The following is a 22,260-nucleotide window of genomic DNA, read 5'->3' on the forward strand; positions in this document are numbered from 1 at the left end:
ATCCGATCCGCACGATTAAGGGTAACCGCCATAAAACGGTTACCCTCTCTGCGTTATTTTGATAAGATTTAGGCATGAAGTCTGTTCTGGAGGCTGAGGTATGCACAATCTTGCCGATCACGAATTGATGCTGCTCATCAAAGCCAAGCAGCACAAGGCGCTTTCCGTCCTGTACGACCGGTACGCGGCGCTTGTGTACTCCTTCGCCCTGAAGGCGCTAAAGGAGGAGCAGTCCGCGCGGGACATCGTCCAATCCGTATTCATGCGGCTGTGGACGACGGAATCGGACTATAACCCGGACAAAGGCCGCTTCACGAGCTGGCTGCTGACCGTGACCCGGAATATGACGACCGACTGGCTGCGCAAGCAGCGGCGCATCAACGCCCAGCTTCTCCCGTATGCGCCGGAGGAGCTGGAGCGCATCCCGGATGCAGCCGTCGCTTCGCCGGAGGAAAGCGCCGAGCGGCAATCGCTCAAGGAACAAATCCGCGGCGCATACCGCCATTTAAGCTCGCAGCAAATCATGCTCCTGGAGCATTTCTATTGGCAGGGCTACAGCTTAAGCGAGCTGGCCGCCGCCTATAACCAGCCGCTCGGCACGGTGAAGAATAGGCTGCATCAAACGCTCAAAATATTACGCAGACATTTGCCGGCGGAAGAGGAGGGAATGTGATGGAGAACAAAAATATGCCGTCCGCATCTCCATGCGAGCTTTGCCTGGAATACGTCTCGGGCGCTTGCACGGAAGAAGAATCGCTCGCTTTCGAGCATCATCTCCCTCACTGCCGCAGCTGCCGGAAGGAGCTGGACGAATTGCGTACCGCCTGGGAGGCGCTTCCGACCGATATCGAGTGGATCGAGCCGCCTCGCGATCTCAAGAAGCAAGTGATGAGCGCGGCGCTGGCCGTGCGGCCGGAAGACAGTAACCAGCACTATACCGCAAGCCGTTTTCCGGAACAGCCGGAGAAGCAGACCAAACGTTTTGGAGGAAAGAAGCTGCTTCCCGCGCTGCTGGCAGCTTCGATTGCGGGCATCGTCCTGATGGCCGCCTGGAATGTGCAGCTGCTGAATAATCAGCAAGCCGCTCCTTTGCCGGTCGAGCAGGCGCTGCAGGTATCCGCAGCCCAGATCACCGAGCTCGTCTCGCTGAAGGCGCAAGGGCCTCTCGCCGGCGAATCCACCGGCGTCGCTTGCATCGTGGACAACGGCAAGAGCCGCCAGTTCGTCGTCTACTTATTCGGCGCGGCGCCGACGAAGGGCGAGGAGGCTTACCAAGTATGGCTGATCAAGGACGGCTTGCGCACAAGCGCCGGCACCTTCCGCGTCGGCGAGGCGGATCGAGGCATTGGTTTACTGGCGATGCCGATGGCGTCGGCGAAACTGGATTTTGACAGCATCGGCATTACGATTGAACCGGATGACCGGGGCGATCAGCCGCGCGGCACAAAGGTATTCGGGTCGGTCTGAGCCGCATCGCCGCGCCGCAGTACGCTGTAATTCCGCCACTCCGGCGGCAAAAGCCGATTATATTGGGGCTGCAGGTAGCGGTCGTCAATCAGCAGCAAGCATCCGCGGTCTTGCTCGGAGCGGATAAGGCGCCCGCCTGCCTGCAGCACTTTATTCATCCCGGGATACAGAAACGCGTATTCGAAGCCGTTTCGCCCGCTGCGGTCGAAGTATGCCTTCATAATGTCGCGCTCCAGCCCGATTTGCGGCAGCCCGACCCCGACCACAACGACGCCCGTCAGCCGGTCTCCGACCAGATCGATCCCCTCGGAGAACATGCCGCCCATCACGGCAAAACCAACCAGCGTATCCTCGGAGCCCCCTTGAAATGCAGACAGAAACGCCTCCCGCTCCTCCTCGGCCATCCCTTGCGTCTGTATGATCGTTCGAACGCCGCCTGCCGGCTCGCCCCCCGTATCCCCATCGCAGCCGACATATATGCAGTACTGCTCATAGGCGTCTTTCATGTAGGCGTACGATGGGAAAAACACCAAATAATTGCCCTTCAGCTCCTTCGTCAGCTTGCCGATGAGCGACGCGATCGGCGCCTTTGTCCGCTCCCGATCCTGGTACCGGGTCGACAGCGGCGCGATCGTCACCTCCAGCTGCTCCGCCGAGAACGGCGACGGAATGACGATCGAATAATCGCCGCCCTCGCCCCCGCTTCCGCCCAGCATATCCATGAAATAGTGAAGCGGCGTCAGCGTCGCCGAGAAAAACACCATCGCCTTATAGGCCTTGCTCATTACGCGCAGCAGATGCGAAGGGTCAAGGCAGAACAGCTTCGTCTGCACGTCACTGCGCACAACTTCCGTATAAGCGATGTACCGCTCATCGAACAACTCCGCGATGCGCACGAAGCTTTGGCAGCGAAAATACAGCTCCAGCAGCTGCGGGTTCCCCCCGCTTCCGCCGCTTCCGCCGCCGCCGGCCAGCAGCTCCCTCTCCGCCGCCGCCGCAAAATGCCCCACCAGCTCCACCAGCGTTTGCGGCAGCTCCTCCGTTACATCCTGACGCGATTCGCCGATCGATTTGCGCTGCGCGATGTAATAATCGTTGACCGCCTTCGCCGCCTTATGGATCTCGGCGGAAACGCCTTTGAACGCGCGCTGCGCCTCTAGAAAATCCGCTTTGTTCAACTCGCTCGAATACATTTCCCGCGCCCTGTCGACCAGGTTATGCGCCTCGTCAACAAGCACGGCCGTCCGCCGCTTCTGCTCCTCGAATAGCCGCTTCAAGCTGACGCGAGGATCGAACACGTAGTTGTAGTCGCCGATCATCGCATCCGCCCCGTAAGCCGCATCGAGCGAGAACTCGAACGGACAGACGCGGTGCTTGCGCGCATACCGCTCCACCACCTCGCGCGTGATCAACGTCTCATTCGAGCGCAGGTCCAGCAGCGCCTCGTTAATCCGGTCGTAATGCCCGTCAGCGAAGGGACAATGCTCCTTCGTGCAGCGGACTTCCTCCTGAAAGCAGATCTTCTCTTTAGCCGTCATCGTTACGACTTGAATATGCAGCCCCTTGGCCTGCAGCAAGGCAAAGGCCTCCTCCGCCGCGGTGCGCGTAATCGTCTTCGCCGTCAAATACACGAAACGCTGCAGCACTCCTTCACCGATCGCCTTAACGGATGGAAAGATCGTCGAGATCGTTTTGCCGATGCCCGTGGGAGCCTTGGCAAACAGCTTATGCCCGCCGGCTATGGACTGATAGACCGCCCCCGCCAGCTTCCGCTGTCCTTCCCGGTAAGATGAGAAAGGAAACGCCAGCTCCTTAATGCTCCGGTCCCGCAGCGCTTCATGCCGAATTTGCTGCGCGGCGCAAGCGTAGTAGCAGCTGACCATCTCCTGGACGAATCGCGCCAGCTCCGCTAGCGTCATTGTCTGCCGGAAACGGCGCTCTTCTTCGCTCTCCACCTGCACATAGGTAAGCTGCACAGCCAGCTCTTCAAGCCCCCGGTCCTTGGCGATCATGTAGGCGTAGCTCTTAGCCTGCGCCCAGTGCACGGGATACGTATGCCCGATTTCCTCCGGCAGCCGCCCCGCGGTGGACTTGATCTCGTCAATGACAATAAGCCCGTCCTCATCATCCGCGGCGAGCAATCCGTCGCAGCGTCCGTCGATGACAAAGAGAAGTCCTTCCATCGCAATCTCCGCGCTGACGTACACTTCCTTCTCGTCCAGCTCGCCGTACTGCTTCTGAATGCGCTGATGTGCCTTCGTTCCCTCGGTCATCGAGCAGACCGCATGAAACCCCGATTCGATATCGCCGCCCCGGTAGGCGTATTCCACCAAAGCGCGCACCGACAGCTCCACTCTTTCCCGCATGGCATCTCCCTCAAGCCGTATTAGAACATTTGTTCCTCCATTGTACCACAGATCATGTGCGGGCAGACAAAAAACAGCCCTTAACGAAAATTCGTTAAGGGCTGTTTATGGCTCGTTATAAAACTACAGTTTTACAACGTTTTCTGCTTGTGGTCCACGGTTGCCTTGAACAACGTTGAACTCAACGCGTTGGCCTTCGTCAAGCGTTTTGAAGCCTTCACCTACGATTGCGGAGAAGTGTACGAATACATCGTTGCCGCCTTCAACTTCGATGAAGCCGAAACCTTTCTCTGCGTTAAACCATTTAACTGTTCCTGTTTGCATTAGGAATTACCTCCAAAATTAAATTAACATGTACTTTTTTCTTCGTTTTTGCGAAATAAAAAAATCACACATTGAAAAAGGTACCATCTCGCACAAATGACAACCCTTTTCAATATGTGAATTCAGGTTCGTTCTTTTATGACTAAGATCATATTAGCATAACCATATGTGAAAAGCAATGTGGTACCATTTGTTAGCGAGTATGTCTAATTCAATTGTGATCCGGCCGCAAAGCGCAAGCAAGTAAGATGCTTGCCCTTTGCTATTATGACCGGCCGCTGCCGCTTCCATACGCGAATGGACAAAAAAATTCAGGATCCGACATAACGATCATACAACGATTGGGCCCGCGCCCGATCTTCCGTTCCCTGCACGAGCACGCGACCGTCGGCAAACAGGACAAGCCGCTCTCCCTCCGGGAGCGCTGCCTTCAGAAGATACGGATTGCGCTGCACGTCGCAGGCAGGCGCAAGCTTCGCGCTCATCTGCTCCAGATCAAGCGGTTTCTTTCCGTTGATTTGCACCGTTTCTCTGCCGCACAGCGTCACGGCTCCGCCGTCGCCCGCCGCATGCAGCGACGGGTACTCCCGCAAACCGCAGGTCGGACAGTCCGGTCTTGGCGGCGGCAGCTTCAAATCCATGCTCTGATACTGCCAGATCTCAAGCGAGAGCAGCCCTTTCCGCTGCGCCCCCTCTGCGCCTACGATAAATTTCAGCGCCTCCACCGCTTGAAACGAAGCGATGATATCAACGATTGGCGATATGACGCCTACTGTATCGCAAGTGTCTCCGCCGCTGTCGCCGGCGCCCAGCAGGCACCGGAGGCAAGACGTCTTGCCGGGTATGAATACGGCTGTCATGCCGTGCGAGCTTACGGCGCCGCCATAGATGAACGGAATGCCCCGCTTGAAGCACACGTCGTTCAGCAGCAGCCGCGTCTGGAAATTGTCCGTCCCGTCCAGCACGAGATCGACGCCATCCAGCAGCTCCTCCGCATTCTCCGCTGTCACATGCGAGACGATCGCCTCAACGAAGACGTCGCCGTTAATGCGCGCGAGCTTCCGCTGGGCGGCGACGGCTTTGGGTCTAGCCTGCCGGGCATCGTCTTCGTCGTACAGCATCTGACGCTGCAAATTGCTCCGCTCCACATAGTCGCGGTCGATAATCCGCAGCGTGCCAACGCCCGCTCTGGCCATATGGTTCGCGATGACGGTGCCGAGCGCGCCCATCCCGACGACGGCAACCGTTGCCGCTTCAAGCTTCTGCTGGCCGCTCCTGCCGATCGGCGGGAACAGCATTTGCCTGGAATAGCGCTCTCTCTGCCGGTCCGGGTCCATAGAAGCACCTGCGGACCTTCTGCCGTCCTCCTCCACGAGACCGTCGAAACACTCTAGCTCCGCAGACGGCTGATCCTCATCATGGGCTGGCGGCGACGGATATTGTTCATCAAAAACGCTCACGCACAATCGTACTCCTCTCCGGGCAAGTCGAGCCGCCCTCTCTAGTGAGGGCAGCTCCATAAATGGTTCCGGTTATCCGCCGGAGACAGCCTGCAGCACGCGCAGCTTATCCCCTGCGGCCAGCGGAATATCCAGCTTCTCCAGCCAAGCAATATTGTCGTCGTTATAGTAAAGCAGCACATGCTTGCGCACCTCGCCTTGCTCCGTGTACAAATGCACCCTCAACAGCGGATACTCCTGCACGAGCAGCTGCAGCGCTTCTTGAAGCGTCCGTGCTTCCAGCTCGAATTTCGTCTTGCCCTTCGTACAATCGCTGAGCAGAAGCGGCACAGATACTTGAATACGCACGCGCATTACTCCTCTATGATCCAAGGTTTGACGGTCAAAATACGGGAAAACTGCCCCGGCAGCCTGTCCCACGTCACGCCGCGGTCAAGCGAGCAGTAGATCTCGCCCGATGTTGTGCCGAAATAGAGGCCGTATGGGTCGAGCGAATCGACAGCCATCGCGTCGCGAAGCACGCTGACATGGCGCTCCTCGTCCGGCATGACATCGCCGATCGGCTCCCAGCGGCTTTCTCCCGGCCGCATGCCGTAAACCAGCATCCTGCCGCCTTTCATCGAACGCTGCTCGCTGCTCTCCAGCGGCACGAGGAACAGATCGCCCGTCGGCGAAACGCTGATCGGGAAGCCGAATGGCGCGTCATCGCCTTTCAAGGTCAAGCCTTCCTCGATCGGGAACCAATTGTCTCCGCCGTCCGTCGTTTTGAACACGCCGCCATGCTCCTGCATGTAGAGGGTGTTCGGGTCAACCGGGTTGATAACCATCTTATGAATGCAGTAGCCGATCTCGTCTTCCGGCTGCCCTGTCGGCACGCGCCCCAGCCCTTTATTGCACGCCTTCCACGTTTCGCCGCCGTCCTCGCTCCGGAAGACGCCGACTGCCGACATGGCGACCCACATGCGCTGTTTATTGTCCGGATCGATGATAATCGTATGCAGGCACATGCCGCCTGCGCCAGGGTACCAATTCGGCCGCGTCGGATGCGACGTCAAGCCCTTCATCTCGCGCCAATTCTCGCCTCGGTCATAACTGACGAACAAGCCCGCTTCCTCGGCCCCGGCGTACAGCGTATCCGGCTCCGATGCCGGACCGGGTACGAGCTGCCAGATCCGGTTCAAGGCGAATCCGCTTTCCTGGGAATAGGACGGGCCGTTCTCGATTTGCCTCCAGCTCTCGCCCATATCATCCGATACGCGTATGGATGCGCCGTAAGCGGCATGCGAAGTGCCTGCATAAATCCGGTTGCCGTGCCTGCTGTCGCCTAGCACGCTATACGCTTCCCAGCCCGGCAAGAATGGACCGCTTAGCTTCCATTCCTTCCTCTCCAGGTTCGAGGTATATTGAAATACCCCTTTATTCGTTCCGATCAACAAAACAACCCGTTTTCCCATTTAAGTGAATTCCTCCTTGGCTAATATGGCTGAATCCTTCTCCATATTCTTCGCCTAAATGGTAACGAATTCCTGCCGATACCCGAACGGATGCTCGCATTTTATTTTATCCCGAGCGCCTGCAGCTCCTGATCGACCCGCTGCTTCAGCGCCTTCTTCGCGGTATCCTCCAGGAAAGCTGCATTCACGCCGTTGCGGATTATCGCCCCCAGCTCCGCATCCGTAAAATCAAACTTCTCCGACACAATGCGGTACTCGCGCGTAATGTCGGTGCCCGAAACGCCGGGATTGTCGGTATTGAGCGTTATGACGAGCCCTTGATCATAGTAGTCGCGAATCGGATACACGTCCCAGTCCGCCACCGCCTTCGTCTGAATGTTGCTGACCGGGCACATTTCCAGCGGAATGCGCTGCTCCAGCATCATCTGCAGAATAGCCGGATTTTCCCGCAGTCTGACGCCATGCCCGATCCGGGAGGCGCCGAGATGCTTCACGGCAACGTAGACGTTCTCTGCCCCGGCCGCTTCGCCGGCATGAATCGTGACAGGCAGCGACCGCTTATGAGCAAGCGCGAATACCTCGCGGAACAGCTCCGGAGGAAAGGAAGCCTCGTCCCCCGCCAAATCGACGGCAACCAGGCCGCGACCCTCGTACTTCGCGGCGGCCTCGATCACCTCGAGATTGTCCTCGCGTTCGTGGTGGCGCATGCAAATGGCGATGGCGCGGCCCACGATATCGTGTTCCTTCTCCGCCCGCTTGATGCCCTCGATAACATGATGAATCGCCTGTTCCGGGTGAAGCCAGTGCCGCGTATGCAGCTGAGGCGCAAACCGCACCTCAATATAGCGGCAGTTGTGCGCGGCGGCCCGCGCCAGCGTCTCGTATGCAACGCGCTCAAGCGCCGCGCCTGACTGAAGGAAGCGCGTCGTGAAGTCAAACTTGCTTAAGTATTCCACCAAGCTGCGGCATTCTTCATCCACCTGCATATAGGGGACCAAGCCTGCAGCATCGCGAGCCGGCAGCTCTATCCCCTCGGCCGCCGCAATCTCAAGGGCGGTCTCCGGACTTAAGCTTCCGTCCAGATGAACATGTAGGTCCACCTTCGGCAACAGATGCCATTTGTTCTTCATCCGAAACTTCCTTTCGTTATGTATTGTTTCGCTAGTGTAGCCAATTGGAAAGGTTTTGATAAGAAGATAGCCTATTATATCGGACATTGGAGGATTCTGTCGATTGGTGACGAACTACATTACCAAGCGAACTGGGTATAATTTCCCGGTTCCGCTTGGAAGGAGTTTGTGTACCTTGGATAGCTTTAATGACGATATGCAATTGCGGTACGCGACTCCTCGAAGAACATGGTTCCTCCTTCTGCTGATCACGATTGCGCTTGGCAGCTGCTTCTGGTTGATCATGGGCGCCTACGGCCGCTGGCTGCATAAAGAAGTTTATCATGACGCCTCTCACGAGCTTGCCGCAAATGCTTCTTCGCTGACGCTTGCGCTTGAGCGCAAGCTGCTATTGGCGGACGGTCTGAAGGCGTTTGTCGATACATCGCTGATGGATGGCGGATCGCTTGACCAGCAGCATTTTGAGAGATTTTCGGAGAACTTTATCGGGAGCATTCGCTGCATTCGCAACTTATCGGTCTACCCGGGCGGCGTGGCGAAATTCGTGTACCCGCTTCAGAGCAACAAGAGCATCCTCGGGCTTGATCTCTTTGCTGATCCGGACCCCGGCATCCGGGACAATGCGGTCCGGACGAAGGAACTTCGTACGAAGACGATCGTCGGCCCCTTCGAACTGACGCAAGGCGGGCTTGGCATGCTGTCGAGGCAATCGATCTTCGTTGACGGGCAGTTCTGGGGCTTCGTCTCTATCGTGCTGGATGTGCCGCCGATCCTGGAGGAAGCCGGCCTGACGAGGGCCAATAAGGGCATCGACCTGGCCGTGAAAGCGAACGGAAACGTGATTTTCGGAGATCCGCATCTCTTTGACCGTTCTCCGCTCCTCGATAAAGTGGTTTTCGTCGAAGGCAGCTGGGAAATCGCCGCTCTGCCAAACAAATCGAAGCTCGACGCGGCCGATACGAAGATGCAGATCATTCAGCTGATCTGTCTCCTAGGGCTCGTTCTGCTCGTCTATCTTATCTATATTCAGCTGACGCAGAAACATAAGCTGAAGGTGATGGTCCGGGAGCGCACCAATAACCTGACATTAGCCAACCAGCAGCTGGAGGCGACGTACGAGGAGTTGATCGCAACCGAGGATGAGCTTCGGACGCAGTACCGCTTGCTGGTGGGCACCGAGCAGACGCTCAGACAGGTGGCCTACCGCGACGCGGTGACGGGACTGGGCAACCGGGTATTCTTTCAGGAACGGCTGGAAGAGACAATCCTGTCATCCAAAAGCAAAAACCGCCGCTTCGCCCTGCTCTTCATCGATCTGGATCAATTCAAGCTCATCAACGATACGCTCGGCCATTCATACGGCGACCTGCTGCTCATGAAAGTCGGCCAGCGGCTGTCGATGCTGCTGACGTGCGGCGAATCGCTCTCGCGGATCGGCGGGGACGAATTTACGATCATCATGCCGGTGATGAAGGACTTAGCGCACGTGCAGCATACGGCGCAGCAAGTCATGAACCTGTTTCAGCAGCCGTTCATCCTTCAGCAGATCGAGTACTACGTCACCGCAAGCATCGGCGTGACCATCTTCCCGGATCACAGCGACGGGGCCGAGCAGCTGATGAAGTATGCCGATGCGGCGATGTATCGCGCGAAGGATGAGGGCAAGAACAATTACCGGATCTACGACGATACGCTCAACGTGGATGCGGAAGAGAAGATTTATATCAAAAACAGCTTAAGGCGCGCGCTCGACAACGACGAGTTCGACATCTACTATCAGCCTCAAGTGGAAATCAAGAGCCGGGAAATCATCGGTCTGGAAGCGCTCATCCGGTGGAACCATCCGAAGCGAGGGCCCATTCCCCCTTCCGTCTTTATCCCGATCGCGGAAGAATGCGGCCTGATCGAGCCGATCGGGGAATGGGTGCTGCGAACCGTCTGCAAACAGAGCAGAGCCTGGCAGGACGCCGGTGCCGACCCGATCCGGGTCGCGGTCAATCTATCCGCCCGCCAATTCAAGCAGCGGGGCAAGCTGACGGAGATGATCAAGACGATTCTGGCCGAAACGGGACTGGACCCGGCCTATCTGGAGCTGGAGATTACCGAGAACCTCGCCATGCAGGACGAGAACGCGGAAACGCTCCAGGAGCTGCGCAATCTGCAGATTACGATTTCGATCGACGACTTCGGGACCCATTACTCCTCGCTCAGCTACTTGAAACGGCTGCCGATCGACAAAATCAAAATCGACCGCTCTTTCGTAGGCGGCATCTCGAAGGAGCCCAAGGATGAGGCTATCATTCAGGCTATTCTGCTGTTAGCCAGCCACTTGGGATTGACCATCATAGCGGAGGGCGTCGAAACGAAAGATCAGCTGGCTTTCCTGCAGCATAATCATTGTCACGATATTCAAGGCTACCTGTATTACCCGCCTCAGAAGGCGGATTCGATTCCTCGCATCCTAAGCAACCATTCACCGGAGTATGAATTGGCAGCAGAAAAGGGCTGACTCCCCAAGGGGTCAGCCCTTCTTCATGCTAGAGCACGAGCGCAGGAGCGCATACAAACTCCACCCGGTTGCGGTCTAAGCGCGAATTAGGCGGCATGCGGCGCAATCGCGCGTTAAAGCTTCTCCAACAGCTCGATCAGCTCCCAGCTGACAAACTGGTCCTCCCACGCGATATGGCATAATCCGCCCTCGATTTCCATAATCGTCCCTCTCGTACCGTCCAGCAAGAACACGACATAATCCCCGACCTCGAACATCGTTATCACCCCAGTCTGAAAACGATTCCGTGACCACCTTTCGGATATTCCCATTTGATGTTCTGATGCGGACAGCCGATCCGGCAGCTTCCGCACTCATGGCAGCCTTCGTAGCCGACATGCATGCGGATATCCTCCCACTTGTACACCTCGGCCGGACAGAAGATGGTGCATAATTTGTCCGGGCAGCTCGACATGCACACCTCTGCGTCAAGGACGGTCAAATGCGACTTCGTGTCGGCATTGAACCGCAGGAGATATTGCTTCTCCTCGATGGACTGGCCTTTTGGCAACTCGCTCATTTACTTCATCACCTTCCAAGCCCGGTACATATCCCGCGCGATTTTCACCTTCTCCTTGGCTGAGCCGATATCCCGCCAGATCTTCTTCTGTTTCTCCCGTTTCGAGGTTCCGTCCACGGTGAACATTTGGCTTGCGGCGCGGTTCATCATCGGGATGTATTGTTCGAAGTATTGCGGGAATTTGTCAAAGTGATGCGTGGAATCCTTGTACTTCTTCAAATCCTCCCCGACAAAGCTGCCCATCAGCTCCTTCCGGTAACGGTCCAGGAACGCCTCCGAGAAATCGCCCGCCTGCTTCGCGAGCACGATCGTTTCCGCGGCCAGCCGTCCCGACGTCATCGCCATATTCGAGCCTTCGCGATGGATCGCATTGACGAGCTGCGCCGCGTCGCCCACGACTAGCACGCCGTCGCCGACCACCTTCGGCATGGAATGGTAGCCGCCTTCCGGAATCAAATGCGCGAGATATTCCTGCGACTCCGCGCCTTGGACAAACGGGCGGATCATCGGGTGGTTCTTCACGTAATCAAGCAGATGGTGCGGCTTCAGCTTATGCTTGATCATGCCCGAGAGCAGCGTGCCGACGCCGAGGCTCAGCGTATCCTTGTTGGTATAGAGGAAGCCGGTGCCGAGGATGCCTTTGGTCGCGTCGCCGAACAGCTCGATCGTGCAGCCTTGGCCTTCCTCCAAGTTGAAGCGATCCTCGATCACCTTCTTATCCAGCTTCAATATTTCCATCGTCGCCAGCGCCACTTCGTCGGGCTTGAACTCTCTGTGGAAGCCGAGCGACTTGGCGAGCAGCGAGTTGACTCCGTCGGCAAGCACGACGACGTCGGCGTAGAGCTGGCCGTCCGGGCGGTCGGTCTGCACGCCCACCACCTTGCCGTTCTCCACGATGCAGGAGAGCGCGACCGTTTCGTTGATCAGCAGCGCGCCCTGCTCCACCGCCTTGCCCGCAAACCACTGGTCGAACTTGGCCCGCAGGACGGTGAAGTTGTTATAAGGCTCGCGCGCCCATTCCAGTCCCTTGTAGCCGAACGTAAGCGCCGATTCTTTATCCATCATCATGAAGCGCTGCTCCACGATCGGGCGCTCGAGCGGCGCTTCCTTGTAGAACTCGGGAATGACATCCTCCATCATCTGCCGGTACAGCACGCCGCCCATGACGTTTTTGGAGCCTGGATACTCCCCTCTCTCCAGCAGCAGCACGTTCACGCCGGCCTTCGCAAGCTCGTAAGCGCAGGCAATGCCGGCCGGTCCCGCGCCTACGACGATACAATCAAACTTTTCGGGCATATGAACTCTCCTTCCCAAGCGCATGCTTGAACTGCTCGATGAGCATCGGCACGATTTCGAAGGCATCGCCAACGATGCCGTAGTGGCAGGATTGGAAGATGAGCGCGCCAGGGTCTTTATTGATCGCAATAATCAGGCCGGAGTTTTGCATGCCAACGATATGCTGAATGGCGCCGGAGATGCCGATGGCAAAATAAATCTTCGGCGTCACCGTCACGCCCGTCTGGCCGACCTGGTGATGATGGCCGATCCAGCCGGCCTCGACCACGTCGCGGCTTGCGCCTACGGCGGCGCCGATCACATCCGCAAACTCATGGATGAGCTGAAAGCCGGCCGGGCTGCCGAGCCCCTTGCCGCCGGCGACGATAATGTCCGCCTCGTCGATGCGCACGCGTTGCACCGTTTGGCGCACGATCTCGAGCACCTTCGTCCGGACATCCTCCTCGCGCAGCTCGATGGACTCCCGGGTGATCGTCCCGATGCGGGACGCGTCGCGCGGAAGCGCCCGCACGACCTTCGGCCTTACCGTGGCCATTTGCGGCCGGTATTTCTTGCATAGGATCGTCGCCATGATGTTGCCGCCGAAGGCGGGCCGGCTTGCGAGCAGGAGACCTGTGTCCTCTTCCACGTCCAGCTGCGTAGTATCAGCGGTGAGGCCTGTCGGGAGGTCCGTGGCGACGGCGCTTGCCAAATCCTTGCCCGTCGACGTTGCGCCATAGAGGATAATCTCGGGCTTGTATTTCTCCGTGCAGGCGAGCAGCGCCCGCATGTACGTTTCGGTACGGTAATGCTTGAAAATCGGCGCGTCATAGACGTAAACCTGATCCGCACCGTAATAGATGGCTTCCTCTGCAAGCGCGCTCACCCCATCGCCAATAAGTACGCCGGCCAGCTCCGTCTTCCGTTTGTCGGCCAACTGCCTTCCCGCGCCCAGCAGTTCCTTCGCCACGGGTACGATCGCCCCGTCCTTCACTTCCATGAACACCCACACGCCGCGGTAATCCTCGAAGCTCATGACGTCGATTCCCCCTTCACTTGGAACAGCTCCTTCTTCTCCAACATGATGCCAAGCAGCTGGCTGACCTGATCCGCCGCCTTGCCATCCAGCATTTGCCCGCCCTGAGGCTTCTGCGGCGCCCACACCGACGATACGATGGTCGGCGACCCTTTCAAGCCCAGCTGCGCTTTGTCGACATCCTCCAAATCGTTGACGGACCATATATGCGGGTTATACCGGGCTGCTCTTAACATGTTAGGCATCGTCGAATAAGGCACCTCGTTAATATCCTTCTCGACGGAGAACAGGCACGGCATCGTCGAGGAAACGACCTCATAGCCGTCCTCCAGCTTGCGGTGAAGAATCGCGATGCCCTTCTCCTTGTCGATCTCCACAATCTTCTTCACCGAGGTAAGCGGCGGAATGTCCAGCCGCCGCGCGATGCCCGGACCTACTTGGCCGGTATCGCCGTCGATCGTCATTTTGCCGCAGATAATCAGGTCGATCGGTCTCTCCTTGGCGATTTTGTTAAGCGCTTTCGTTAAGGCGTAGCTAGTGGCGAGCGTATCCGCTCCGGCGAATGCGCGGTCCGAAATCATATACCCCTCGTCTGCGCCGATCTCGATGCATTTGCGAATCGCTTTGACAGCCGGCGGCGGCCCCATCGTAAGGACCGAAACGGTTCCGCCGTAGCGCTGCTTCAGCCGAACCGCTTCCTCCACCGCGTGCGCGTCGTATGGATTCAGAATCGCCGGCGCGCTGGCACGATCCATCGTATTGGTTTTGGGGTTCATCTTGATGATTTTCGTATCCGGCACTTGCTTAATGCAGGCGACAATATGCAGCATCACTTCAGCACCTCTCGTCTAAATACTAAAATTATATAGATGCATGACCCAGAAAATGCCTGCCCACAACAAAAGCTTGAACAAATAGTTGTTCAAGCCTTGTAAAATCTTGACCAAAATACCCAGTCGCGCAAATTCAACGTGACATAAGCTATTGATGTGCATGGATCTCTTCTGCGACCTTCTTGTGGGGGTCTTCTTTTTTTTTTTATAAAGCTGTCCATCAACGCGACAATACCCCGCATGTCCGCAGTTCCGCGAGGGTTACTTAGGCGCATACATGGTTTTGACATGGTGAACGTTGATTAATTTATTGCTTCCGTTCGCATCGATGAAATCGATAATCCCGCTGTTCACCTTCTTGATCACGCCAAGTTTAGCGGTTTGGCCGCCTACATCCATCACCACCATGTTGCCTTCTTCTTTTTTACATAAATCCTCGAAGCTTCCGGCACCGACCGGAGCAAGGGGCTTCATCGACATTTTGTCCACGCTTCTTGCATAGGGGATATGGGATGTCGGATAAGGAATGAGCCATTTCATGTGGCGCGTGGAGACGTAAACCGCATTATAGATCGGTGAATGAATGACGAGGAAATCGTTCATGATGCCGTGCAAATAGCCATGGATCGGTTTGCTGCCGCTGACGTAGATTTCGACGAACAATCCTTTCGCTTCCTGCAGCACCGATGAAAGCGTGATTGGATCCGTATGCAAGAGTACGGAAGGCTCATCGGTCCCGCCAATGGAATCGTCGCTGCCAACCGCGTCAGGCTTTAAGCTGTACACGTGCGCGGTCGGAATATACAAGTACCTGTCTTGGTGATACAGAACGAGAATATCCGGACCGACATCGACCAACTTACCCGGTAGCAGCTGTTTGCCGGTCACCTCCACGATCATATTTTCCGCAAGATAGGGTAACAATTCGTTCAAGCCAGTCCCTCCTTTTTTGTTTGCTGCATAATCAAAAAATCCAGTACACCCAGTACGTGAGCATAACAAGCGTTGCTAACACCGTCACCGGAATGACGATGATCGTGACTTTCAAATACTCGCCCCAGTTGAGTTTCACGCCCCCTTTTCGAATGATGTGCATCCACATGATGGTGGCCAGCGTGCCGATCGGAAGCAGAAGCGAGCCGATGTCGCTGCCAATGACGCTTGCCAGGTAGGAGACTTTCAGCGTAAGCGGATCGAGTCCCATATTCGTTAGCGTCAATGTACCGATCATCAAGGCCGGATGATTGTTGAACAGGTTGGACATGATGGTCATCAAGGCGCCCATTAGAACGCTTGCATGCAATAGGCTGCCGGAGATGAGCGGCTGTAAATAGTGGATGAGCAATTCGGTCAAGCCGATATTTTTCAACCCGTAAATAATGACGTACATACCGAAAGCAAAGATCAGAATATACCACGGCGTTTTCTTGACCATGTCGAGCGGCGGTATTTTCAAGTAGATCCAGCGCCATCCGAGCAGAGCGGCCGAGCCGATCACCGCCATGAGCGACACCGGGAAATGAATATAGGATGCGACGAACAGGCTAACGCGCACGCAGAAGATGAAGATGAGCACGTTCCGCATGAACTTGCCGCGGTTCTCCGTGTTCAGCACACCGCCTTTGAGCGGATGGCCTCCCGGCGGGAAATGCCATTTCTTGACGGCGGGCAGCTTCTTCGGGAGCGTCCGGTAGAACATGGCGAACAGCAGCACCGTAAGCAGCAAGAGCCCCAGGAAGGAAGGTACGAACATCATCGCTGTTTGCATGTAGAGATCCATATCAACGATTTTCAGTGCGATCAGATTGACGATGTTGCTGACGCCGATAGGGGCGCTGGAGGCGGTGGCGATCAGTGCGCCGGAGAGGAGATACGGAATTTTCTGGCGGTTCTTGAGCCCCATGTTCTTGAGAAGCATAAGCAGGATCGGTGTCGTGATCAAAATGCTGCCGTCGTTGTTGACGAAGAGCGTCATCAGAAAACAGAACAGGTTTGTCAGCCAAAACAGACGAATGCCGGAGCCGCGAGCCGTTCGGGTTAAGATTTCGGCCGCCCAGTTGAAGAAGCCGAAGCTCTCGAGCACGATCGCCATTACGATGGTCGCCATGATCGTAATGGCGGCGCCGCCGATTGTTTCCGTGATGGCTCCGAGATCGGCGAACGTCACGGTGCCGGTCAGGAACACGATAAAGGCGCCGACCGTTGCCGGGTAGGCTTCATTGATGTTAGGACGCCACAGGATGAAGCCGATGGTAAGCAAGAAGGTGCACACTGTAATCAAAGCCATTAAGTCGTGCATGTTGTGCATGTCTTTACCTCTCTTCAGATGTTCATATCTCTAGTCTTTTGTCTCCTTTCAACACCGAATCGCAACGCTTGCTGCCGTGCTTATTTTCATAGATTCCTCTTTCTCACGCCCCTTTCTATCCGTGATCTACTGTATTTATATGTACAAGACAGATGGCTCGTACTGGACAATACCCCCAACTCTATGAAAACCATCATCTATCAACGCTTGATAGATACCCCGGAATGACGGATGCCGGGTCGAGATCATTGCCTATCGCCCAGATTCGATAAAGTCGGCATAAAAAATAGGACTGAGCAGATTCATGCCTGCCCAGTCCCATCTGTTTACTTCATGAAGCCCACGTATTGCAGCCAACGCTTCAACACGACAGCAGCTTCCGCACGAGTCGCTCTCGCCTTCGGCAAGAATGCGCCTTCCTTGTTGCCTTGCAGAATGCCTGCTCCAGTCGCTTGTGCGACCGCAGCCTGTGCCCAGTTTGCGATGCTTCCCTTGTCCGTAAACGAAAGCTTCGTCGATGAACCAGATGCTTTGCCCGCGAATTTTAGCGCGCCGGCCAGCATAACCGCCATCTCTTCTCGCATAATCGTAGCGTTCGGCGCGAAGCTACCGAAGTGCCTTTAACAACAACCCCGAAGCGATCATTTCAATTTATTTTTTCGTGCAGTCTTCACCGATACGATATTGGATACACCCGCGTTCGGCCCGCCCGATACGACGATTCTGAACTTATACGCCGTACCTGCCGTTAATCCCGTTACCGTTGCTGCGGCGGCGTCGGCAGCCAGCCCATCCTTCACCTCGGATTTCGTCCAAGTCGCGCCATTATCGGTCGATTGTTCAATCGCAAGCTCCCATGCTTCCGATGCAGCGCTCCATTGGAACTCAGCTTCTTTCTCGGTAACGGATTTGTTCGTGAAATCGCTGATTGGCGTCACTGGTGTCGTCACATCCACGATATTGGAAATGCCCGCGTTCGGCCCGCCTGTTACAACGATTCTGAATTTATAGGCTGTACCTGCTTTCAAGCCTTGTACCTTTGCTGTCGTTGCGTCCAGCGCAAGCGGTTTTACCGTCTCCGCCACCTTCCAAGTAGCGCCGTCATCGCTAGACTGGTCGATGGAGATCGCCTCCGCGCCTTCTGCAGCACTCCATTTGAATTTAGCTTCATGCTCGTTGAACGATTTATTCATAAGGTCGCTGATCGGTGCAGTATCTGCCAATTCATCGACGAAATCCTGCACGCCTTTACCGCCGACTGTCTCTTGCGGCGTTCCCGTAGCCTCGAAGTCTGCCTTCAGGAAGTTCTTGACGATAAAAGCCATGTCCTTCTCGTCAACGAGCCCATCCTGGTTCAAATCTTCCGCCGGGAAATTCGTGTCGGAGCGCTTATAGGCTTGAGCGGCCACCCGCTGCGCATCCAGAATATCGATCCTATGATCGCCGTTCACATCGCCGGCAAGGTTGAGGGCTTGAGCTAACATAGCATTCTCCCCAACACGTTCATCAAACATCGTTTTACCGATTTTCATAGAGACTTGGCTAGTCAAATGCCCTGGAATTTCAATGGTGAATTCCGTCTCGGTTTCGCTGAGCGGGAGATTATTGAAAAAGACCCTGCCATTTCGCTCAATAGTCCCCTCATACGCAGTACCATCTAAGTTCGCGGTCACTTTAGCTCCCATTTTGCCGTAGTCTTTGGAATAATCCAGATTGCCAAAATCACCGTCGAAGGTCATGAAGGCTTCAGGCCACAATGACCCTTCTACATTGGAATGCTTAGCTGCCACTTTGTAGCTGTCGACTTGATTGAAAAGAGGAATTTCCACAGCAGCTTCCTCTCCGGCTTTCGTATAGAAAAACTTCTCGATGTTCTGTTCGATATTCATCTTATCGAGACCGGTGTACAACCTGTCATCAATCAATTTGAACGTCACATCAACGAAGGGCATGTCTCCGTCGAATCCGGCGAAGTTATCGCCGACTACGGAGGCACCGACGTTCACTACGTTCTTGGAAGACCAAACCGGGTCCTCGTGAATGACCGGTTCATCCAGTTTAACGGTTACGCCTGCTTCGTCTGCTTTTGCCTGGAATGCATCGTTTACTTTCACATTTACAAATTCAAGTTCTCTGTAGTAGCTCACATCGTATGTGCCTGCGATCAAATCCTCAACATTATGAAGGTTGAGCGTCATGGTGACTTCATCGTTTAAATACAATTTGTCCTTATCATACTCTGGAACAACATAAGGGGAGCCCGCTTTGATAAATCCGTAATGCTGGAAATCCGCGACCAGGTAACCGTTCGTCGCCAAATCGATCGGGAATAGCGCCAGCGTAAGCGGCTTGTCCTTTTTCGTTTCCGGATCGATCAAATCTTCGCGCGTGACGCCGAACTTCACATCGCCATTGTCCTCGACTTTGAACTCGCCGTCGGGGTAGATATTCTGGTTCTGGTAATAGAACAGACGGTTAGCGGCTTGCGTGATGCCAAGCGGCGCCAGCTTTGCCGTCCCCTCGTCGCTCAGGTTAGCATGAATCCAAATCGCATCGTGGCTCGTGCCTTGCAATTCTTCCGTCGTAAACATCGAATCGTCGACTTCATACACGCCTGGCGCATAATCATTGAACGTCAGCGTAGGGCGCTTATTATCGATAATAAACATTTGTTCCTTCGTGTAGGTGCGGCCCTCTGCATCCTTCGCAATTAGACGAAGCTTATATTCGCCTTCGTTTAATAGCTCATATTGCGTCGAAATCCGATTGTCCGCTGGATCGCCGATATACGGGAGTATATGCTCGCCCACTTGAATCCAAAGCTCTTCATCGACCGGGGCATCCGTTGCATCACGGGGTTGTGCAGCGAAGCTTCCGATCGGATTTCCGTCTTTATCCGTCACTACGGTTTCCACGGAGACCATAGGACTGTTCAGCTTGAACATCAAAAACTTCATGCTGTCTTGGAACGGATGAGCAACCGACGGATACTCCGACATGAACGCCGGATTTAACAGGCGCATATAGTCGATGCCCGGCTCCACGACGCGAATCGCAAACGGAAGCTGATACTTCTCTTCTGCATTTTCCGCGTTGGCAAGGTGGACATAGCCTTCATATCTGCCGTTGGCCGCAGTGGACGGAACGACAACGGTTACCGGCAAGGTGACCGATGCTCCGGCAGGAACCATTACGGAATCTACGCCTCCAACATCAACCGAAACGTTGTTGTCCGCCGCGTTCACGCTGCCGCCCGCAAAATACTCGGCAGCTATCGTAAAGGTTTTATTGATTGCGCCGCGGTTCGTGATGGTCATGCTTCTGCTTTCGCCGATCTCCTGGAACTTAGCATGGTTGCCGAAGGAAATCGAACCTGTAGGGTTGTCAATCGTAACCGGCATTCCTTTCTGATCGAGCGTCTGGACTTTGTTCAATACCGTTATAGACACATCCGCATTCACGGCTTCCGTCACGTCGACTTCGCCAGCACCCGCTTGATAAACGGAGTAGTCGCCGTTCAGATCGTCCGCCGTATTCATCAGAGCCGCTCTAACGTCAAACGGCGTGTAGTCGGGTTGCTGCTGCAAAATAAGGGCGATAATACCCGCTACATGCGGCGTTGCCATCGATGTGCCCGAAATGCGCGCATACGCATGCGAATAGTCAATGCCTTCTTCAGGGCTGTGAATATACTCCGGGTAAGTCGAGTACACGTTCACGCCCGGCCCGACGACATCCGGCTTAATATCGTAGCTGCCGTTAACGGGGCCTCTGCCGCTGAAATTAGCCAAATGGCCGCCTTCGGTAACGGTGCTTCCGATGGAGTTGAACGACACCTTCGGATCCGCCATTGCTTTCAAGGCTTCGCCTACCGCTTGAGTCGTTCCGAAGGTCGGGATCAAGCCAGAGCCATCGCCTACAAACGGAATATCGCCATCCGCGTTATTCGACATGATCGCGGCAATAGCGCCTGCTTTCGCCGCATTTTCCACTTTGGTCTGGAGGGAAAGCGTGCCGCGCTGAATGAATGCGATTTTTCCCGTAAGGTCCTTGCCTTCGAAGTCAGCCGTATCCGCTAATCCTACATCAACGATCTCGAAGGGTTGTTCCGTGTTCAACAAGCTTTCCATCGAGGAATAGTTGTACGCAATAACATGCATCTCATCCAGCGAAATCGAACCCGATGCATCCGACACGCTGCCCGTCATGGTCTTCAGCGTAATCGCAAAATCGCTTGCGCCAACCGTAATGCCGAGCGGCGACGTGCCCGGAGAGGTTACCGTTTTCTCATCCGGTCCTGCATTGCCTGCCGCTACCGCGCATACTACGCCAAGCAGCGTTGCGTTGTTGATCGAGACGGCCTCGGCCATGAGCGGGTCATTAACCATAACCCCAAGAGAAAGGTTGATGACATCCATGCCGTCTTGAACGGCCTTATCAATCCCCGCCATAATCTGGCTCTCCGTGCCGCCGCCGTAAGGGCCTAATACACGGTACGCATACAGATCCGCTTCAGGGGCTACGCCAAGCGTCGGCGCATCGGTCGCGCCGTTCTCCGCGCGGGCAGCGATCGTTCCGGACACGTGCGTGCCGTGAGACGTATAGTAGGTCCCGCTTCCCTGATCCTCCGGTTGACCGGAGGCTTGCCAATCCTTATAGGTGGTTTCCATGGGGTCCGCATCGTTATCGATGGCGTCCCAGCCTTTGACGGTAGTTGGATCAATCGTCTTCGGATCTACGCCCTCTTGCGCGCGGTAGCCTTTATAGGCGTGCGTCAAATCAGGATGATTATAGTCAATCCCCGTGTCCAGTACGCCCACTTTAATCCCTTGGCCTTTAATGCCCTTCGCATGCAGGTCGTAAATGCCATCCAGCGGAATCGAGTTATCGGTGGACGGGGCATCCGATTGCTGGGCGGTCTCCGCCCCGGTTAGCAGCTCCATCTCTTTCGGGTCCAGCTGTACGACATTATCCTTATAAATATGTTTGACGACGCCCGAACTTAGCAGGCTTTCGATGTCTTTGCCAGGCAAAGACATGGCAACGCCATTAAAGGCATGACGATATTCTCTAGTGATTGCTATCTCTTCTGCTCCAAAGGCAGCTGGGCCTTGCTCGGCCGCTTTCTTCTCTGCCAGTTGCCGCACAAAGCTTTTGAACGTCGCATGGTCATCCTCTGCTTCCTCCAGCGCTTCATTGGGGGAAATTTTCACGCCTCTGGACGATTGTTTGAGCACTTCCACCTGCGCCGGCGCCTGCTTAAATTCCACGATGACGGCGACGGAACCCGAGCTCTTGAGGTTCAGGTCGGGCGAAATGACGGGCCGCTTGAAATCCAGCTGGTTTAGTGCGTTTTGTTGCTCCGGCGACAATTGATTCAGAAGATAACTCGGATCCTCGTGCGGATTCGCTGCAAAAACATTAAAGGGAAGGGCAAGCGATAGTAGCATGCTGCCGACGACAACTTTCGAGACAAGTTTATTCCTGCTGCTTTTTTGCATACCGACTCTCCTTAATTGAAAAAAAAGTAAAAAAATAA

Annotated in this window: 18 protein-coding genes; 3 read left to right on the forward strand and 15 right to left on the reverse strand. The window is 55.5% G+C overall.

Translation table 11 applies throughout. The annotated features are described in order from the left end of the window. Positions 1-100: 100 nt before the first annotated feature. Both DL346_RS24010 and DL346_RS24015 read left to right on the forward strand, forming a co-directional pair. Entirely contained in the window at positions 101-673 is a 573-nt protein-coding gene (locus DL346_RS24010) for an RNA polymerase sigma factor (RefSeq protein ID WP_112884926.1), read from the forward strand. Further along, positions 673-1,467, forward strand: a complete 795-nt coding sequence (locus tag DL346_RS24015) for an anti-sigma factor (protein WP_112884927.1) — start codon at positions 673-675, stop codon at positions 1,465-1,467. The genes DL346_RS24010 and DL346_RS24015 overlap by 1 nt, the downstream gene beginning before the upstream one ends. On the opposite strand, the gene DL346_RS24020 is transcribed toward DL346_RS24015, so the two are convergent. From DL346_RS24020 to add, 6 genes are all read right to left on the reverse strand, one after another. After that, positions 1,431-3,833 carry a helicase C-terminal domain-containing protein gene (locus DL346_RS24020; RefSeq protein ID WP_112884928.1) on the reverse strand — a complete coding sequence of 801 codons (2,403 nt, stop codon included), beginning with the start codon at positions 3,831-3,833 and terminating at the stop codon, positions 1,431-1,433. The two genes, DL346_RS24015 and DL346_RS24020, sit on opposite strands and share 37 nt — an antisense overlap. A 123-nt stretch (positions 3,834-3,956) precedes the next feature. Next, a complete protein-coding gene (locus DL346_RS24025; RefSeq protein ID WP_112884929.1) occupies positions 3,957-4,157 on the reverse strand; it encodes a cold-shock protein in 201 nt (66 codons plus the stop codon). Between the two features lie 311 nt (positions 4,158-4,468). Continuing rightward, complete coding sequence (locus tag DL346_RS24030; protein ID WP_112885091.1) at positions 4,469-5,494, reverse strand: ThiF family adenylyltransferase; 1,026 nt, start codon at positions 5,492-5,494, stop codon at positions 4,469-4,471. A gap of 195 nt (positions 5,495-5,689) precedes the next feature. Then, positions 5,690-5,965: a MoaD/ThiS family protein gene (locus DL346_RS24035; protein ID WP_165822649.1), complete on the reverse strand. Its 276-nt coding sequence runs from the start codon at positions 5,963-5,965 to the stop codon at positions 5,690-5,692. Positions 5,966-5,970: 5 nt separating this feature from the next. Beyond that, positions 5,971-7,071, reverse strand: coding sequence for a WD40/YVTN/BNR-like repeat-containing protein (locus DL346_RS24040; RefSeq protein ID WP_112884931.1), 1,101 nt, complete (start codon positions 7,069-7,071; stop codon positions 5,971-5,973). A gap of 101 nt (positions 7,072-7,172) precedes the next feature. Next, entirely contained in the window at positions 7,173-8,201 is a 1,029-nt protein-coding gene (gene add / locus DL346_RS24045) for an adenosine deaminase (protein WP_112884932.1), read from the reverse strand. A gap of 175 nt (positions 8,202-8,376) precedes the next feature. Here add and DL346_RS24050 point away from each other — a divergent pair, with 175 nt between their 5' ends. Next, entirely contained in the window at positions 8,377-10,710 is a 2,334-nt protein-coding gene (locus DL346_RS24050) for a bifunctional diguanylate cyclase/phosphodiesterase (RefSeq protein ID WP_112884933.1), read from the forward strand. Positions 10,711-10,823: 113 nt separating this feature from the next. Here DL346_RS24050 and DL346_RS29185 read toward each other — a convergent pair whose 3' ends face one another. The 9 genes from DL346_RS29185 to DL346_RS24090 all read right to left on the reverse strand — a co-directional run bounded on the left by DL346_RS29185 (position 10,824) and on the right by DL346_RS24090 (position 22,222). Continuing rightward, entirely contained in the window at positions 10,824-10,967 is a 144-nt protein-coding gene (locus DL346_RS29185; RefSeq protein WP_165822650.1) for a hypothetical protein, read from the reverse strand. Positions 10,968-10,972: 5 nt separating this feature from the next. Beyond that, positions 10,973-11,269 (reverse strand): ferredoxin family protein, encoded by a 297-nt coding sequence (locus tag DL346_RS24055; protein ID WP_112884934.1) that lies wholly within the window; start codon positions 11,267-11,269, stop codon positions 10,973-10,975. Then, positions 11,270-12,565, reverse strand: a complete 1,296-nt coding sequence (locus DL346_RS24060) for an FAD-dependent oxidoreductase (protein WP_112884935.1) — start codon at positions 12,563-12,565, stop codon at positions 11,270-11,272. Beyond that, positions 12,549-13,580 (reverse strand): electron transfer flavoprotein subunit alpha/FixB family protein, encoded by a 1,032-nt coding sequence (locus tag DL346_RS24065; protein ID WP_112884936.1) that lies wholly within the window; start codon positions 13,578-13,580, stop codon positions 12,549-12,551. Before DL346_RS24065 ends, DL346_RS24060 begins: the two co-directional genes overlap by 17 nt. Continuing rightward, entirely contained in the window at positions 13,577-14,410 is an 834-nt protein-coding gene (locus tag DL346_RS24070; RefSeq protein ID WP_112884937.1) for an electron transfer flavoprotein subunit beta/FixA family protein, read from the reverse strand. Before DL346_RS24070 ends, DL346_RS24065 begins: the two co-directional genes overlap by 4 nt. A gap of 264 nt (positions 14,411-14,674) precedes the next feature. Continuing rightward, a complete protein-coding gene (locus DL346_RS24075; RefSeq protein ID WP_112884938.1) occupies positions 14,675-15,346 on the reverse strand; it encodes a hypothetical protein in 672 nt (223 codons plus the stop codon). A 31-nt stretch (positions 15,347-15,377) separates the two neighbouring features. Further along, entirely contained in the window at positions 15,378-16,712 is a 1,335-nt protein-coding gene (locus tag DL346_RS24080) for an arsenic transporter (RefSeq protein ID WP_112885092.1), read from the reverse strand. Between the two features lie 335 nt (positions 16,713-17,047). After that, entirely contained in the window at positions 17,048-17,305 is a 258-nt protein-coding gene (locus tag DL346_RS24085; protein ID WP_112884939.1) for an S-layer homology domain-containing protein, read from the reverse strand. Positions 17,306-17,362: 57 nt separating this feature from the next. Then, entirely contained in the window at positions 17,363-22,222 is a 4,860-nt protein-coding gene (locus DL346_RS24090; RefSeq protein WP_112884940.1) for a S8 family serine peptidase, read from the reverse strand. Between the last annotated feature and the right edge of the window lie 38 nt (positions 22,223-22,260).

The organism is Paenibacillus montanisoli (assembly GCF_003268025.1).
Taxonomy (GTDB): domain Bacteria; phylum Bacillota; class Bacilli; order Paenibacillales; family Paenibacillaceae; genus Paenibacillus_Z; species Paenibacillus_Z montanisoli.